Below are 15,002 nucleotides of genomic sequence, written 5' to 3'. Positions count from 1 at the left end.
TTCAACATATGGTTGGTTCTTCTGGTCGTCAACGAGTTCAAAATGCTTGTTTTGATAGTTTTTATCTGGCGTTACCAAAAACAGGGAAGGTTCTCAAAACTTTCAACGAGGTAACTGTGGGAAATTTCCATAAAATCAGCCGACTGAAAGATGAGACTGCTGTATTAACAAAGTTACGGGACACGCTGCTGCCGAAGCTGCTATCCGGCGAACTGCGGATTCCAGACGCGGAAAAGCGGGTGGGGGATGCGCTGGTGTGAAGCTGACTTTCATTTCCGACACCCATTCCCTGCATGACCGGATGCCGCCCCTCGGTTCCGGCGACGTGCTGGTGCATTGCGGCGATTTCACCGGGCGCGGCGACCTGTTCGATGTTGAAAATTTTGCTGAATTCATGATGGTACAGGATTTCACCCACATCATCGTGATTGCCGGAAACCACGACTGGTGTTTTGAGAATGAATTCCGGGAAGAAGCGGAAACTTGTTTACGTGATAGTGGCCTCATCTACCTGAATGATTCCGGGGTGGAAATTGACGGCGTAAAATTCTGGGGTTCACCCGTCCAGCCGGAATTCATGAATTGGGCATTCAACCGTCGGCGAGGTGCAAGCATCCGTCACCACTGGGACAAAATCCCCGATGGCATCGACGTGCTGATTACCCACGGCCCCGCACGCGGCGTTCTCGACCGCTGCGAGAACGGTTTTCCCGCCGGTTGCGACGACCTGCTGGCGACCATCCAGCGCATCAAACCCAGCATCCACGCCAGCGGTCACATCCACGAAGCCTACGGCGTGTTGGAAGTCGACGGCATGGTTTTCATCAATGCCTGCATTCTGGACGAACGCTACCGGGTGCGGAATGCGCCGGTTGAGGTGGAAATTTAATCCTCGCCAGCCAATACTTTTGCCCGCTGAACCAACGCAGGCGCAAGGCGGTAATCTTGTTCCAGCATGGCATCCAGCAAGCAGCCCATTTCCGGGATCAGCCCCGCCTGTTTTGCTTTGAGCAACAAGCCGACTGTCCCCAATACATCCACATGTTCCTGTTTGGCGACGGAGCGCCCACGCCGCTCATCCAGTAATACAGGGCAACACGCCTGTTTTGCCAGGGAAATGGCCTGGGTTTCGCCTGCATCCAAACCGTAATCGAGATAATCAGGGTCATTGGGGGCTAGATCAGGCACAACATTGGCATATTGGGCGGAAAACCCAACGATACGCTTGGCATCTGGACGGTAAGCCAAAGCCGTTGCTTCAACCAACACCGTTTCAGGGATGCGTATCTCGGTAAAAAGCTGGCGCAGCAAATGTAGGTGATCCAGTTTGGCGAGGATAACCAATGGCCCCGTATCCGCCACGATCAAGACACTCACTGACTGGCGACCCGAAGTTCATCCTCCAACTCCTCTGCTGGATAATCCACCACAGGAATACCCATACGGCTCAAGTGTTCGCTGAACAACACATACGGCATTCCGGCAATTTTGGCGGCCTTGCCCAAAGATACAATCTTTTCTTTGAACAAATACTCTGCCAATGCCACTTTAACGCCACTATCGAGCAGCGCCGCTGTAAAAGGTAATGCAACCAGAATCGGTTCACCACGCTTGGTGATCAGGGATGCGCGACCTGCTTCCGCTTCCCGGCTCAACTCCCCGCTACGCTCGCGCAAATCACGAATGGAAAATGTTTGCATGGTGATAACTCTCCACGAAATGTTCCCCATTATGGTGGCACATGTTATGTAAACCAGCGTATCCAAAAAGTGCCTACAGTGTGGCACTTTTTATTGGTAAAATCTTTAAACAACAAAACAGGGCGCACCATGAAATTCACCGAAGAAAAACTGGAGCAAGCCATCATCACCTTGCTGGGCGAACAGGGCTACCCGCATGTGCGCGGCGACACCCTGACCCGCAACCCGCAGGATGTATTGCTGCAAGACGACCTGCGCACCTACCTGCAAAACCGCTACGCTCATGACGGCATCACGCCGGGTGAAATTGAACAAATCGTCCACCACCTCGACAACCTGCCCGCCGCCGACCTGTACGACAGCAACAAGGCCATCATGAAGCTGGTCGCCGACGGCTTCCTGCTCAAGCGTGAAGACCGCAGCCAGAAAGACCTCTACATCCAGCTCATCGACTACAGCGACCTGATCGCGCAACGGATTCCTGATGCTGCGTTACTCAAAACCATCGCCCTCGAACATCCCGCCTACCACAACAAAAACCGCTACAAACTGGTCAACCAGCTCGAAATCGAAGGATTCGAGAAACGCATCCCCGACGCCATCCTCTACATCAACGGCTTGCCGCTGGTGGTGTTCGAGTTCAAAAGCGCCATCCGCGAGGAAGCGACCATCCACGACGCCTACGTGCAGCTCACCACCCGCTACCGCCGCGACATTCCCGAACTGCTAAAATACAACGCCCTGTGCGTGATCTCGGACGGGGTAAACAGCAAGGTCGGCTCCCTGTTCGCCAAATACGAATTCTTCTACGCCTGGCGCAAAATCACTGGCGATGAAAATCTGGCGGTGGACGGCATTTCCTCCCTGAACACTCTGATACAAGGGCTGTTCGACCAGCGCCGCCTGCGTGATGTGATCCGTAATTTCATCTACCTGCCGGACGCCTCGCGCCGGGATGAGAAAATCGTCTGCCGTTACCCGCAGTATTACGCCGCCACCAAGCTCTACGCCCACATCCTCCAGCACCGCAAACCGGACGGCGACGGCAAGGGCGGCACCTATTTCGGCGCAACCGGCTGCGGCAAGAGTTACACCATGCTGTTCCTCGCCCGCCTGCTGATGAAAAGCGTGGATTTCGCCAGCCCGACCATCGTGCTGATTACCGACCGCACTGACCTCGACGACCAGCTTTCCGGCCAGTTCGTCAAGGCCAAGAGCTACATCGGCGACGACACCATCATCAGCGTGGAAAGCCGCCAGCATTTGCGCGAACTGCTGAAAGGCCGCATCAGCGGCGGCGTGTTCCTCACCACCATCCACAAGTTCACCGAAGACATCGAACTGCTGAGTGAACGTAGCAACATTATTTGCATCTCGGATGAAGCCCACCGCAGCCAAGTCAACCTCGACCAGAAAATCCGCGTCACCGAGCAAGGCGTGAAGCGCACTTACGGTTTCGCCAAATACCTGCACGACTCGCTGCCCAACGCCACCTACGTCGGTTTCACCGGCACACCCGTGGACGCCACGCTGGATGTTTTCGGTAAGATCGTCGACAGCTACACCATGACCGAATCGGTCAGGGACGACATCACCGTGCGCATCGTCTACGAAGGCCGCGCCGCCAAAGTCTTCCTCGACAACAAGAAGTTGGAAGAAATCGAAGCCTATTACCAGCAATGTTTTGATGCCGGAGCCAGCGATTACCAGATTGAGGAAAGCAAGAAAGCCTCCGCCAATATGGGTGCCATCCTCGGCGACCCCGACCGCCTCAAGGCGCTGGCCGCCGATTTCGTCGCACACTACGACAACCGCGTTCGTGAGGGCGCAACCCTCAAGGGCAAGGCCATGTTCGTGTGCAGCAAGCGCGAAATCGCCTGGGATTTCTACCGCGAAGTCATCGCCCTGCGCCCGCAATGGGCTGAGGTAAGACCCTCACTATCCTCGCCTTTTACCCCCCATCCCCAGCCCTTCCCCCGCAAGGAGGGAAGGGAGCAAGATACTCAGAACAAAGCCCCTACCCCCCTTGCGGGGGAAGGGGTTGGGGATGGGGGGAATAATAAGAAACTCAAGCCCATCGAATGCCTGAAACTGGTGATGACACGCGACAAGGACGACCCCAAGGAACTCTACGATCTGCTGGGCACCAAGGAATACCGCAAGGAACTCGATCGCCAGTTCAAGGAGCCGAAATCTAATTTCAAGATCGCCATCGTGGTGGATATGTGGCTGACCGGCTTCGACGTACCGGAGCTGGATTCCATCTATATCGACAAGCCGATCCAGCGCCACAGCCTGATCCAGACCATTTCCCGCGTGAACCGCAAGTTTGCAGGCAAGAACAAGGGGCTAGTGGTCGACTACATCGGCATCAAGCGGCAGATGAATCAGGCGCTCAAGCAATATTCCAAAGGCGGCGAAGACACAATCGAGGAAATCCAGCAATCCATCAACGCCGCTAAGGATCAACTCGATCTGCTCGACAAGCTGTTCCACCCCTTTGATAGAAGTGCTTATTTCCATGGTGAACCAATCGCGCAACTGCAATGCCTGAACCGTGCCGCCGAATTCGTGCAAATCACGCAAAAGGTGGAACAGCGTTTCATGGGGCTGGTGAAACGCCTCAAGGCCGCCTATGACATCTGTTCCGGCAGTGACGCCTTCAGCCAACAGGAACGCGACCGCATCCATTTCTACTTTGCGGTGCGCTCCATTGTTTTCAAGCTCACCCGTGGCGATGCGCCCGACACCGCACAGATGAATGCCAAAGTGCGTGACATGATTAAAGACGCCCTGCAAAGCGAGGGGGTGGAGGAAATCTTCAAGCTGGGCGACGAAGATGCGGGCGCAGTCGATCTGTTTTCTGACGACTATCTCGCCAAAATCGACAAAATCAAACTGCCCAACACCAAAATCAAGCTACTGCAACAACTACTCGAACGCGCCATCACCGAATTTAAAAAGACCAACCGGGCCAAGGGCGTAGATTTTTCCAAACAGTTCAAGGCGCTGGTCGACAAATACAATGAGCGTGATGAACAGAATGTGCTGGTCAGCAACGTGCTGGACGACTTCGCCAATGAAATCATCGACCTGTTCCACGCCCTGCAACGTGAAAAGGCATCCTTCGCCGACCTCGGCATCGACTTCGAGGAAAAAGCTTTCTACGACATCCTCAAAGGGCTGGCGGTCAAATACGATTTCACTTATCCCGACAACAAGCTCATCCCGCTGGCCAAAGCCGTGAAGGATGTGGTGGATGACAAAACCAAATACACCGACTGGAACAACCGCGATGACATCAAGGCCGAACTGAAAGTCGACCTGATTATCCTGCTGGCGCAGCACGGCTACCCGCCAGTGGATCGGGATGAGGTGTACAAGGAAATCTTCGAGCAGGCGCTCAATTTCAGGAAATACAAGCTTGGCGGTTAGGCGTACTGCCCCGCACACCACCCGGAGGCCCAGGCCCACTGGAAGTTGTAGCCCCCCAGCCAGCCCGTCACATCCACGGTTTCCCCGATAAAATACAGTCCCGGCACTTTACGCGCCTCCATGGTTTTGGAGGAAAGCTCGCGCGTATCCACGCCGCCGAGGCTGACTTCCGCCGTGCGCATGCCTTCGGTGCCGGAAGGCACCAATTCCCAGGCCTGTAATTGTTGTGCAATGGATTGCAATTGCTTGTCGCCGTATTGCCCCAGCGGACGGTTGGGGAACAGGGTTTCGCATAAGCGCTGCGCCAGCCGGTTAGGCAGCACTTCAGCCAACACCGTTTTCAGTTCCGCTTTCGGGCGTTGTTGTTGCATGGCGTGCAGCCATTCCTGCGCATCCCGCCCTGGCAGCAGGTTGATTTCCACCACTTCGCCTTTGCGCCAGAAGGATGAAATTTGCAACATGGCGGGGCCGCTCAACCCCCGATGGGTAAACAGCAGGTGTTCGCGGAAACAGCCTGCCCCGCAACTGGCGACAACTTCCGTGCTCACGCCGGACAGTCCGGCGAACAGGCTGTCCAGCTCTGTCTGGGGAAAGGTGAACGGAACCAGGGCAGGGGAAAACGGGATGCTTTTCAGCCCAAACTGTTTGGCGATGCGGAGGCCGAAGTCCGTCGCGCCCATGCGCGGGATGGATGGGCCGCCGGTGGCGATCACCAGCGCCGCGCCGGAGCAGTTTCCCTGGCTGGTTTGCAGGTGGTAGCCCGCTGTGTCGTGGCGGATGGCCGTCACGTCCGTGGCAAGGCGCAAAACCACGCCAGCCTGCCTGCATTCCTGTTGCAGCATCGCCGCGACAGCGGGTGCCTTTTGGTCGCAAAAGAGCTGCCCGAGGGTCTTTTCATGCCAACTCAGTTGGTGTTTGCGCATCAGGGCGAGGAAATCTTGTGGCGTATACCGCGCCAGCGCCGATTTGCAGAAGTGTGGGTTTTGCGACAGGTACGCGTTGGGGTTGGCGTGCAGGTTGGTGAAATTGCAACGTCCGCCGCCGGAAATGAGGATTTTCTTGCCGATCTTGTCGGCCTTATCGAGCAACAAAGTCCGCCGCCCGCGTTTGCCGGTTTCTGCGGCGCACATCAGGCCAGCGGCTCCAGCACCGATAATGATGGTGTCGTAAGGGTCTGTGGTTTGCATGGGCGCATCATAAGCCGGGGGCAAAAAAGAAAAAAGCCCGCACGAAGCGGGCTCTGGGTTGGATCCTTTAGCCGATGAATTTCACCAATGGATGGTGACGGTGCGCCTTCCCCAGCGCAGGGCTTTGCGTGTGTCTTTCCCCATATAAATGTCAATTTTTTTACGCCAGCGTGGATGCATTTTATCCAATACGACGTATTCCCCTTCCAGTCCTTTGATTTTTACCCTGCTCCCACGAGACAGTCCATATTGTTTGAGGAGGTCTTTGGAAACGGCGATGGCTTTCATGCCAGGATTCAGCTCGTCACCCCAGGCGGCGATGTTTGGTGTTTCATCAGTTTGCCGGGTGGCTGAGTTGTAAGCTGTAGCGGTTACCTTAAGGCTGTTCGACCGCTCCTTTCCAGCGGAGGCTGTTCCTGCCAAACCAATGGACAGAAGAGCCACTGTTAGAAGACGTGTTACAGTAAACATAAATATAACCCAAATGTTTGATCTTAAATAGATAATTGATTTAAGACTAAAGGATCGAGGTGGATATTAGCATATTCAAATATGCTGATTAAACCGTTTTATGGCAGAAAACACGACAAGCGGTTTTACTGCTGGTGTTGAATTGGCACATACTCCTAGAAGTTTTGGGCAAAAAAACAACATCACGGCGTTGCCATGCTTGCCTTTGCCTGTCATTTTTATGTTCTGGATAGTTATGCGACACTCTCACCGGTCTTGCTGTATCCAGAACACCACGGGATACACAGGAGCCGAGTGTATATCAGGTTCATCATTCTGTCATTTGTTTGGCAATAAAAGGTTTTTGTGCTGACAAAGAGGATTAATGTTTGTGTTATATTTCTTTGGCAAACATAGAGTTGTATTCAATTTCAATGTTTGCTTTTGTAAAACTGATTTTTTTAATATTTAAATCAAGTTGTATTTATGGAAGATGGTATTATTCTCGCCACACTCAACGCCCGTTATACGCATGCCTCGTTGGGTTTGCGCTACATCCACGCCAATCTTGGGCCTAGGCGGAAGCAGGCGAAATTGATGGAATTTACTATCGCTATGCGGCCGCTCGATATTGCCGAACAATTGCTGGCGGCTCAGCCCCGCATCATCGGGTTGGGTGTGTATATCTGGAATGTGGCGGAAACCACCGAGCTGGTTTCACTGCTAAAATCCCTTGAACCTAATGTGGTTATTGTGTTGGGTGGGCCAGAAGTTAGTCATGAAACTGGGCAACAAACCATCATTTCTTGGGCGGATTATGTAATCACCGGGCCGGGCGAAATCAGTTTTCGGCAGTTATGCGATCAGTTATTGAGCGGGCAAAAGCCTTTGGCGAAGGTCATTGCAGGAATTCAACCCCCTCTGGAGCAATTGGAGCTGCCTTACACTCTTTATACGGATGAAGATTTGGCGACGCGCTCAATTTATGTGGAGGCTTCGCGTGGATGCCCGTTCAAGTGCGAATTTTGCCTGTCGGCGCTCGATAAAACCGCATGGCCATTTGACCTGCAACGCTTTTTGAGTGAAATGGAGGCACTTTGGCAGCGTGGCTTACGCCAGTTCCGTTTCGTTGACCGGACGTTTAACCTGAAAATCCAGGCTACGGTGGCGATTTTGGACTTTTTTCTGGAGCGCTTGGATGCGGACACTTTTTTGCATTTCGAGCTGATCCCCGACTATTTGCCGGAAGCATTGAAAGAACGGGTCAGCCGCTTTCCTGCGGGTTCCTTGCAATTTGAAATCGGTGTCCAGACGTTTGACCCGGCGGTGCAGGCGCTGATCAGCCGCAAACAGGACAATGCCCGGGCAGCGGAGAACATCCGTTGGCTGCGGGAACATTCCGGCGCGCATCTGCATACCGACCTGATTTTCGGTTTGCCTGGGGAAGACCTGGAGGGCTTTGGCGCGGGTTTCGACCAATTGGTGCGCTTGAACCCGCACGAAATCCAGGTCGGCATCCTCAAGCGTCTGCGCGGCGCGCCCATCCGCCGTCATACGGAAGCGTTCGGTCTGGTGTTTAATCCGTTGCCGCCGTACAACATCCTGCGCACCGACCGGGTGGATTTCGCCACCATGCAGCACATGAACCGTTTCGCCCGCTATTGGGACATGATTGGCAATTCGGGGCGCTTTACGCATGCCTTGCCGTTGCTGCTGGGGGAGGAGCCATTCGCCCGTTTCTGGAAGTTGACAGCGTGGATTCACGCGCAAGCGCAGCAAACCCACCAGATTGCCTTGCCGCGCCTGTTTGTGCTGGTGCATGGCGCAGGGTTGGAGGCGTTGGGGCTGGAACGGCGGCTGTTGGAAGAGGCGTTGTTGCAGGACTATGCGCTGACGGGGCAAAAAGGGCAGATCCCCTTCCTGGCGGAAGCGCGCCGGAACCCTTTCCTGCCGAAACAGGGCGGAAAAAGCGGCAACCAGCGGCAGTTACGGTTTCTGGGGCAGGGTGAGGCCGATTAGCCTGTGTGTCAGTCTTCGCCCTTGCTGCAAACTTCTTTGGCGAAGGTTGGGTAATCCACCGTTTTGTCGCTTTCACAGGCGATTTTACAACGTCGGCTGAAAGCTTCGTTGTTGAAGCCGGGGTGTTCGCCCACTGCCGCGATGCCCCGGAGCAGGTAACCTGCAAAGCTGGCCTGGGGATCCTGGCAACTGACGTCGCCACCATGGTTATCCCGGCAGGCGCTTAAGGCTTCGTCATATAGCCAGCGGCAGTTTTCTTCACCCAGGAAACTTTTGGACACGGTTTCCAGCGTAATATTGAGATTTTCCCCTTGCAGGATAGCGGTTTTGTGTTTGCCAGCCTGGTAGCCAAGGTCGAGGATTAACCGGTCGCTGTCCACGCTGAGTTTGAGGTCGTCAGGGTAGGCGGTGAAGGCGTCGCCGGTTTTGATTTCGGGCGCTTTGTCCTTGTCCAGCAGCAGGTAATAAAACTGGTTTTGTGGGCAGGCGGTGCCGCCGCAATTGGAGCCGAACAGCACCACGTCGCGCTGGTTTTGTTTGATGTATTGGTGCAGGGAAAGGTAGAAGGCTTCTTTTTGAAAGACCGGTTTGCCATCCAGGCTTAAGGAGTCCGGCGGCAAGTCGGGCGCGCTATGGGTAATCTCCAGCTTGCCGTAGCGGGTTTGCAGGGTGTCGTCCTCCACCGGCAGCGCTTGGATATAGGTCTCCAGCACGGTGACTTTCGGCGTGTCTGAGGGTTGGTTGGCGGGGGGCTTGTTGTCACAGCCGGGTAACGCCAGCAACAACAGGCAGCAGCCTGCCAAAGCGGTGCGAAGCAAATGTTTCATGTGTTTCGTTAAGCCTGTCTGTCGATGGTGACGTTCGATATGATGTATCACTTTGATATTAGTGCATACTTGTCAACTCGGCAATGCCCTGCCGCCAGACCGTTTGCATGCGCTCGCCAATGGCGCCGAACGCTGGATGCTGTTGTTGATAAGCTTGTAATTCCGGCAAAGTCGCTTCCAGCCCATGCGCCACCCACTCCAGCAGGTGTTTGCCGCGCCGTTCATTGATGTTGCAGAACTGGCGGGCGAAAGCCAGCAACGCCTTGCGGCCGGGGAAGGCTTTGCTGCCGCCGAACAGCAGCGCCAACGTATCGTTGGGGATGTAAGGGGTGGTGGACACGATGTCGAAAGCGGGTGCCAGGCGGATTTCGCCTTCCGGGTCGTCATACAGCACGCCAAAATTTTTCAGGTGGGCGTCGCCGTTGCGCACCGTGCAGGTCAGCGCCAGTGAGAGGAAAAATTGCTCCATCGCATCATGCACGCGGTGGGGGGAAACGAACTGGCGGATGCGCAGGGCGATGTCCTGATAACTGCCGACATATTTGTCATCCGTCGCCAAGCCATTCAGCACGCAAAAATCTTCAAAGCCCAGGTAGCCGCCTTGTCCGTCCAGATCAAAGCGTTTGACGACCAGCAAACGGCCTTGGGCGGCGAGCTCCACTTCCGGTGTCTCCAGGCTGGCTTTACGGGCGGCCTGCATGCAGAAGTATTCGTTGGCGGCCAGTTCCGGAAAGCGCTCCGGGTTCCACGCCTTGACGATGTGGGTGGCGTCGCGGTAGCTGAACTGCTCCAGTTGTGCGGCGTTGGCGACGGTTTCAGCGTCCCGCACCAGCACTTTGGGCTGCATGCCGGAAATGCCGGAATAACGCGCATAACGTTGCAGCAATTCGGTAAACAAATCTTCAGCACCGGAATAGGTGCGCAATGCCTGCATGTCTTCCAATGGCATGGTGTCGGGTTCATTACCGGCGTGAGCTATGCGGATGCGCCCGATCTGCGAATGCCCGATGATGCCCAACAGCGCCAGGTCGTCGAAGTTTTGCACGGTTTTCTGGAAACGGTTGCGCAACATTTCGCGCAGTTCGCCTTCCGGCAGGTTCATCTGGAAGATGGGGTGCACGCCTTGCTGGAAGCCATATTGGTCGGGCATCACGGGCATGGTCAGGGAGACGGCCTGCTGCGGGGTGGTGCTGGGCAGGTAGCCGAAGACATAAGCGTGAGGGCGGATGGCGCTGCGCCCGAGCACGCCACTGTGTTGGTTTTGTACGTAAATGTCGAGGCTACCCTGATCTGTTTTGGAATGCTTGCTCATGATTTGCGGCCTGTTTTGCGTTGCTCGGCTTCATTGACCAGTGATTGCAGGGTCGGGCGGCGCGGACTGAGTGGCTGTGCGGTCAATTCCAACCCCAGTGCGGAACACAGCGCCATGATTTTGCGGATGCCAATTTCAGCCACGGTGCCGTTCTCAATGCCAGAGAGCGTGGCGCGGCTGATGCCGGTCTTGCGGCAGAGTTCGGCCTGGGTTAATTGAAGCTGTTTGCGCGCGTTGCGCAGGGTCTCCCCCAATGAGTGCATGTCCATGTATTATATATGATACATAATCAGGTGTTAAAAGTATTTTGCATTATATATAGTGCATTCTTGTAACGCTGTATACTCTACCACCAGGATTTCCTTTCTGTTAAATTGTGTGCCGGTTGTTCAGTTGAGGAAAATAAAATTATGTCTGCATTTGAATTGGCGGATTATTTACGCACACGTCTAAAATCTCAGAAATTGACAACAACGGAGGCGGCCAGGCGTTCGGGGATTTCCCGGCAGACTTGGCACAAACTGTTGCGTGCGGATATTAGTGAAGCCCGTCTTTCCACTTTAGTCAAAGTTGCTGAAACGCTTGAAGCCCATCCGTTAAGCATGTTGCGGATTTACTTCAATGAAAATCCGCTGGGCAGGTTGTCTGCCAGGGTTTCCAGGCAAAGCAAAAATGATAAGGTAGATAAAAAATATGTTTCTGGATTTATTGCTGATGTTTCTTACCCGGATAATAGCGTCGTCCAGATTGGCGAAGAGTTCGAGAAAATCTGGGAGGTGGCCAATCTGGGGACGGAACCATGGGTAGGCTGGCGGTTGCAATGCATGGATGAATCGCAACCGGCCAATTTGGCCCCGTTGGACGGGAGTGTCCCCATCCCCGAAACCAAACCGGGGGAACATGTGCGTCTGGGCGTGCATTTCCGGGCACCTGCCTTCCCGTGCAATGCGATTTCCCATTGGCAATGCGTCGACGCCAACGGGGCTGTCATATTCCCCAAGTTAAGTGGGCTGTATTGCATGGTCAAGGTGGTTGATTCGTGACATTGCCCCGCCGATATTATGGTGATTTCAACCCGATGGATTTCATCGCGGAGTTATACCAGTCGGCGACTTTGGATGAGGCGTTTGCTGCTTACGAGCGGCAAACGCAACAATTAGGCTTTGATGGCGTATTGTATACGTTTGTGCCTCAAATTTACTTTGAGGCACAATTGCCCATCACCCCCCTGTATAAAACCTCAGCCGCTTATTGCCCCGCTTTCCTCCATCACTATCAGGAGGCGGAGTTCGAAAAGGTGGATTTCGCCGTTAAAAAAATTGCCCTGGAAGGCGAGACACAAGTGATTGACTGGTGGGCTGAGGAGCGTAAAGGCGGGCTAACGCAGCCTGAAAGGAATGTCATCGCCATTGCCAGGAAGGATTACGGCATCCTCAATGGCATGACGATCCCCTTGACACAGGGGATTCCCGGCAATGGCGGCGTCAGTTGCATCAGTTCCGAGCGTGACCGCCTGTACGGGATTCTGGTGCATGAAAGGTTGTACGCCTTGCAGGTGTGCACGCGGCTATTCCACACGCATGTCATGGCGACGCCAAATTTGAAGATTTATTTTCTGGCGGCGTTGCTGGACCAGCTTACCCCCAAGGAAAAGCGCCTGTTGAAGTTCATCGTGTCGGGCTTGCCGATGAAGCTGCTGCCTGACTACGCCGCCGACATTTCCCAGAAATACGGGGAAAAATTGGTGGACAACATCAGGGCCAAGTTCGGTGGCGTCAACCGGATCCGTTTGATTTACTATGCAGGTGTGCTGCATTTCCATAACCATCTGTAGAAATTTTCCCCGAATTCCCCGCTTTATTCCCCGCGCTTCTCCCCTCCCTTGGAGCTGAAAATTTCCTCCGTCCATTATGGTTCCTGGAGGATTTTAGATGCTGGATTCAACAAGTATTGCCCCCTGTCTGCCTGCACCATTGCGTTTGGCCCAATCACCGGCGGAAATCGCCAATGCCTGCCAACTCAGGAAGGAGGAATATGGCAAGCTTTATCCCAGTGTGCGGGTATCCGCAGATGATCCGTTCCACCGGCATGCTTACGTGGTGTACTCCTGCGATGACGATGGGGAGGTGAGGAGCACCGCCAGTTTTATCGTCGACAGCGAACTCGGCCTGCCGGAAGACCCGCTGTTTCCGCCGGAAGTCAGCCACTACCGCAAGAGCCGCAAACGTTTGATGGAAATTGGCCGTTTCGTCATCCGCGACAAACAGAGCCTGGTTAAACAGTATTACCGGGCCGCTTATGAGGTGGCGCTCAGAAGGGGGGTCGACATTATCCTGATCGTCATTCGCCAGCAACATATCCCTTTGCACCTGAAGCTGATCGGTGCCCGCCTGTTGGCGGAGGACGTGGGGGAAAGCTTCGGCAGTGATTACAAGTTCTGCTGTTTGGCTTGGCCTATCCAAGAAACGAAACCCGAATTTTTTAAATGGACGGCGTCAGCCTGACTTTACTGTAACCGGATTATTGGAGAATCATCATGACTGCACTGTATAAAATGTCTGCCTGGGATAGTTATGCCGCATCCCACTTGTCTGTCCTGCCTTCCCTGCAATTGGAGGTTTATAAGGCGGTTGCCCCGCATATGCATGGGTCTGTGGCTGATTTTGGTTGTGGCACCGCCCGCATCACCCCATTTTTGGCCGGACGTGAGGATGTGCAAGGGTATACCGGCGTCGACTATTCGGAAGACATGGTCGAGAAGGCGAATTGGCTGATCGGGCAACTGAATGCCGAACACTTCAGCATTTTGCATGCCAAGATTGAAGAGGTGGAGGGGAAAATGTTTGATTCCGCCCTGTCAGTCAACAGTTATTACACTTGGGGCGAACCGCAGGAAATCCTGGCCCACATTCATGGCCTGTTGCGCCCCGGCGCGCCGTTTGTGCTGGTGACGCCCAACAAATCGCTGGACATGCGCAAACTGGCGCGGGAAGCGGACAAGGAGCTGCTAGGCCACCCCCATTACCCCGCGTTCCGGGAAAAGAACCTGGAACTGGCAGGGAATGAGAAGGCGGCATTTGTGGAAATGGACACATTGGTGCGCCAATTGTCAGCCACCGGCTTCAAACTGGTGGCTTGCCATCAGGACTTTTATCTGGGTGGATTGAACTTCATCCGTGCTGAAAAAGCCTGATGGGCTCATTATTGTTGATGCAGCTTTCCGCTCTGACGATGATGTAAGCCAATTCCTCTTCTGTTTTGGGGTTGGCGTCGTACTGGACGCCAGCCCATTCCGATACTTGCGGGAATTTGCTGATTATCCAAAGGGCGAGCTTTTTGACTTTGGCAGGACTTTTCATGAGGACGCCTTTCAACAGGTTTTGGCCGGTTTTTTTGTCCACGCTGTCAACGTAAAGGCCATCAGAAGCTTCGCCCCGGAAAACTGGGATTTTGCTGACGCCTTTGCGGTATTTGCCAGCATGTGTTGCATATTCTTCTTGGAGGAGGTGCGCAATGAGCCGTGCCAAGTGTGGCTGGCAATCCATCAGGTTCATGGCGTTTGCCGGAGGGTAAGGCAACCTGTTTTCATTTGACGGGGTGTCAGTGAGGTGTGCAACCCCTTGGTCGGCGTCCAGACGAAAACTTAAGCGTAAATCATTGCCAGTATCTCCGGGTAAACGGATGATGACATTGACTTCCCCATGACGTTGTTTATCGAGATCAATCTTGTAAAGCATGAATGACCACCATTTGTTGTATAGTAATAATGGTTATAGTTAATCACAGTTGACTAGTGCAAAAATCACACAAACAAGGGGCATGGCTGTAAAGTGCTACCCAATTCTTGGCATGTGGTGATAAAATAATCAATAAACCTCCTTTTTGAACAATAACTTATCAGTGAATGAGGTGGAAATTTCCACCTTTTGTGATCGGCTTAAATAACCGACACTGCAAGCTTTGCGAAAGTTAAGTCATTGAGGGGTGACAATCATGTCAGCAATAGATCTAGCCAAATATGTGTAAGTGCTTGCAATCGAAACCGCCCATGCTTGCAATCAGCGCACTATCC

16 protein-coding genes are annotated in these 15,002 nt (G+C 53.9%); 8 read left to right on the top strand and 8 right to left on the bottom strand.

From position 1 onward, the window contains the following. On the top strand, nt 1-260 hold a 260-nt coding region (locus VSS37_RS07605; protein ID WP_510952322.1), incomplete at its 5' end, for a restriction endonuclease subunit S domain-containing protein. Then, the gene (locus tag VSS37_RS07600) at nt 257-889 is read left to right on the top strand and encodes a metallophosphatase domain-containing protein (RefSeq protein ID WP_324694215.1); all 633 of its coding nucleotides are present in this window, start codon (nt 257-259) and stop codon (nt 887-889) included. The genes VSS37_RS07605 and VSS37_RS07600, both read left to right, overlap by 4 nt. Here VSS37_RS07600 and VSS37_RS07595 read toward each other — a convergent pair. Both VSS37_RS07595 and VSS37_RS07590 read right to left on the bottom strand, forming a co-directional pair. Continuing rightward, nucleotides 886-1,377, bottom strand: a complete 492-nt coding sequence (locus tag VSS37_RS07595; RefSeq protein ID WP_324694214.1) for a PIN domain-containing protein — start codon at nt 1,375-1,377, stop codon at nt 886-888. The two genes, VSS37_RS07600 and VSS37_RS07595, sit on opposite strands and share 4 nt — an antisense overlap. Then, nucleotides 1,374-1,700 carry a UPF0175 family protein gene (locus VSS37_RS07590; RefSeq protein ID WP_324694213.1) on the bottom strand — a complete coding sequence of 109 codons (327 nt, stop codon included), beginning with the start codon at nt 1,698-1,700 and terminating at the stop codon, nt 1,374-1,376. The genes VSS37_RS07595 and VSS37_RS07590 overlap by 4 nt, the downstream gene beginning before the upstream one ends. A 129-nt stretch (nt 1,701-1,829) precedes the next feature. Here VSS37_RS07590 and VSS37_RS07585 point away from each other — a divergent pair, with 129 nt between their 5' ends. After that, entirely contained in the window at nt 1,830-5,135 is a 3,306-nt protein-coding gene (locus VSS37_RS07585; RefSeq protein ID WP_324694212.1) for a type I restriction endonuclease subunit R, read from the top strand. On the opposite strand, the gene VSS37_RS07580 is transcribed toward VSS37_RS07585, so the two are convergent. Together VSS37_RS07580 and VSS37_RS07575 are read right to left on the bottom strand one after the other, a co-directional pair. Then, on the bottom strand, nt 5,132-6,322 hold the full coding sequence (locus VSS37_RS07580; RefSeq protein ID WP_324694211.1) for a BaiN/RdsA family NAD(P)/FAD-dependent oxidoreductase: 1,191 nt from the start codon (nt 6,320-6,322) through the stop codon (nt 5,132-5,134). The genes VSS37_RS07585 and VSS37_RS07580 overlap by 4 nt on opposite strands. 81 nt (nt 6,323-6,403) lie before the next feature. Continuing rightward, a complete protein-coding gene (locus VSS37_RS07575) occupies nt 6,404-6,793 on the bottom strand; it encodes a 3D domain-containing protein (RefSeq protein WP_324694210.1) in 390 nt (129 codons plus the stop codon). Between the two features lie 465 nt (nt 6,794-7,258). Between VSS37_RS07575 and VSS37_RS07570 the strand changes: the two genes are divergently transcribed. Further along, a complete protein-coding gene (locus VSS37_RS07570) occupies nt 7,259-8,791 on the top strand; it encodes a B12-binding domain-containing radical SAM protein (RefSeq protein WP_324694209.1) in 1,533 nt (510 codons plus the stop codon). Between the two features lie 8 nt (nt 8,792-8,799). On the opposite strand, the gene VSS37_RS07565 is transcribed toward VSS37_RS07570, so the two are convergent. The 3 genes from VSS37_RS07565 to VSS37_RS07555 are packed head-to-tail and all read right to left on the bottom strand — an operon-like array spanning nt 8,800 to nt 11,199. Continuing rightward, nucleotides 8,800-9,618, bottom strand: a complete 819-nt coding sequence (locus VSS37_RS07565; protein ID WP_324694208.1) for a hypothetical protein — start codon at nt 9,616-9,618, stop codon at nt 8,800-8,802. A 58-nt stretch (nt 9,619-9,676) separates the two neighbouring features. Beyond that, nucleotides 9,677-10,930: a type II toxin-antitoxin system HipA family toxin gene (locus tag VSS37_RS07560; RefSeq protein WP_324694207.1), complete on the bottom strand. Its 1,254-nt coding sequence runs from the start codon at nt 10,928-10,930 to the stop codon at nt 9,677-9,679. Then, nucleotides 10,927-11,199, bottom strand: coding sequence for a helix-turn-helix domain-containing protein (locus VSS37_RS07555; RefSeq protein WP_324694206.1), 273 nt, complete (start codon nt 11,197-11,199; stop codon nt 10,927-10,929). Before VSS37_RS07555 ends, VSS37_RS07560 begins: the two co-directional genes overlap by 4 nt. Nucleotides 11,200-11,340: 141 nt before the next feature. Between VSS37_RS07555 and VSS37_RS07550 the strand changes: the two genes are divergently transcribed. The 4 genes from VSS37_RS07550 (at nt 11,341) to VSS37_RS07535 (ending at nt 14,123) form a co-directional block, all read left to right on the top strand. Next, nucleotides 11,341-11,973 (top strand): NBR1-Ig-like domain-containing protein, encoded by a 633-nt coding sequence (locus VSS37_RS07550; RefSeq protein ID WP_324694205.1) that lies wholly within the window; start codon nt 11,341-11,343, stop codon nt 11,971-11,973. Next, nucleotides 11,970-12,764: an autoinducer binding domain-containing protein gene (locus VSS37_RS07545; protein ID WP_324694204.1), complete on the top strand. Its 795-nt coding sequence runs from the start codon at nt 11,970-11,972 to the stop codon at nt 12,762-12,764. The genes VSS37_RS07550 and VSS37_RS07545 overlap by 4 nt, the downstream gene beginning before the upstream one ends. Before the next feature lie 97 nt (nt 12,765-12,861). Next, complete coding sequence (locus VSS37_RS07540) at nt 12,862-13,434, top strand: N-acyl amino acid synthase FeeM domain-containing protein (protein ID WP_324694203.1); 573 nt, start codon at nt 12,862-12,864, stop codon at nt 13,432-13,434. 32 nt (nt 13,435-13,466) lie between these two features. After that, nucleotides 13,467-14,123 (top strand): methyltransferase, encoded by a 657-nt coding sequence (locus VSS37_RS07535; protein ID WP_324694202.1) that lies wholly within the window; start codon nt 13,467-13,469, stop codon nt 14,121-14,123. Here the strand turns inward: VSS37_RS07535 and VSS37_RS07530 are convergent. Further along, nucleotides 14,101-14,667: a hypothetical protein gene (locus VSS37_RS07530; RefSeq protein ID WP_324694200.1), complete on the bottom strand. Its 567-nt coding sequence runs from the start codon at nt 14,665-14,667 to the stop codon at nt 14,101-14,103. The genes VSS37_RS07535 and VSS37_RS07530 overlap by 23 nt on opposite strands. Between the last annotated feature and the right edge of the window lie 335 nt (nt 14,668-15,002).

This window comes from Candidatus Thiothrix phosphatis, assembly GCF_035668035.1.
GTDB classification, from domain to species: Bacteria; Pseudomonadota; Gammaproteobacteria; order Thiotrichales; family Thiotrichaceae; genus Thiothrix; species Thiothrix phosphatis.
This window is presented reverse-complemented; position numbering and strand designations above follow the sequence as displayed.

What these genes read in the sequence shown, in the direction of transcription:
- VSS37_RS07560 (WP_324694207.1), bottom strand. Translation starts at nt 10,930, where the DNA reads ATGAGCAAGCATTCCAAAACAGATCAGGGTAGCCTCGACATTTACGTA.
- VSS37_RS07550 (WP_324694205.1), top strand. Translation starts at nt 11,341, where the DNA reads ATGTCTGCATTTGAATTGGCGGATTATTTACGCACACGTCTAAAATCT.
- VSS37_RS07585 (WP_324694212.1), top strand. Translation starts at nt 1,830, where the DNA reads ATGAAATTCACCGAAGAAAAACTGGAGCAAGCCATCATCACCTTGCTG.
- VSS37_RS07580 (WP_324694211.1), bottom strand. Translation starts at nt 6,322, where the DNA reads ATGCAAACCACAGACCCTTACGACACCATCATTATCGGTGCTGGAGCC.
- VSS37_RS07570 (WP_324694209.1), top strand. Translation starts at nt 7,259, where the DNA reads ATGGAAGATGGTATTATTCTCGCCACACTCAACGCCCGTTATACGCAT.
- VSS37_RS07540 (WP_324694203.1), top strand. Translation starts at nt 12,862, where the DNA reads ATGCTGGATTCAACAAGTATTGCCCCCTGTCTGCCTGCACCATTGCGT.
- VSS37_RS07555 (WP_324694206.1), bottom strand. Translation starts at nt 11,199, where the DNA reads ATGGACATGCACTCATTGGGGGAGACCCTGCGCAACGCGCGCAAACAG.
- VSS37_RS07565 (WP_324694208.1), bottom strand. Translation starts at nt 9,618, where the DNA reads ATGAAACATTTGCTTCGCACCGCTTTGGCAGGCTGCTGCCTGTTGTTG.
- VSS37_RS07575 (WP_324694210.1), bottom strand. Translation starts at nt 6,793, where the DNA reads ATGTTTACTGTAACACGTCTTCTAACAGTGGCTCTTCTGTCCATTGGT.
- VSS37_RS07535 (WP_324694202.1), top strand. Translation starts at nt 13,467, where the DNA reads ATGACTGCACTGTATAAAATGTCTGCCTGGGATAGTTATGCCGCATCC.
- VSS37_RS07530 (WP_324694200.1), bottom strand. Translation starts at nt 14,667, where the DNA reads ATGCTTTACAAGATTGATCTCGATAAACAACGTCATGGGGAAGTCAAT.
- VSS37_RS07590 (WP_324694213.1), bottom strand. Translation starts at nt 1,700, where the DNA reads ATGCAAACATTTTCCATTCGTGATTTGCGCGAGCGTAGCGGGGAGTTG.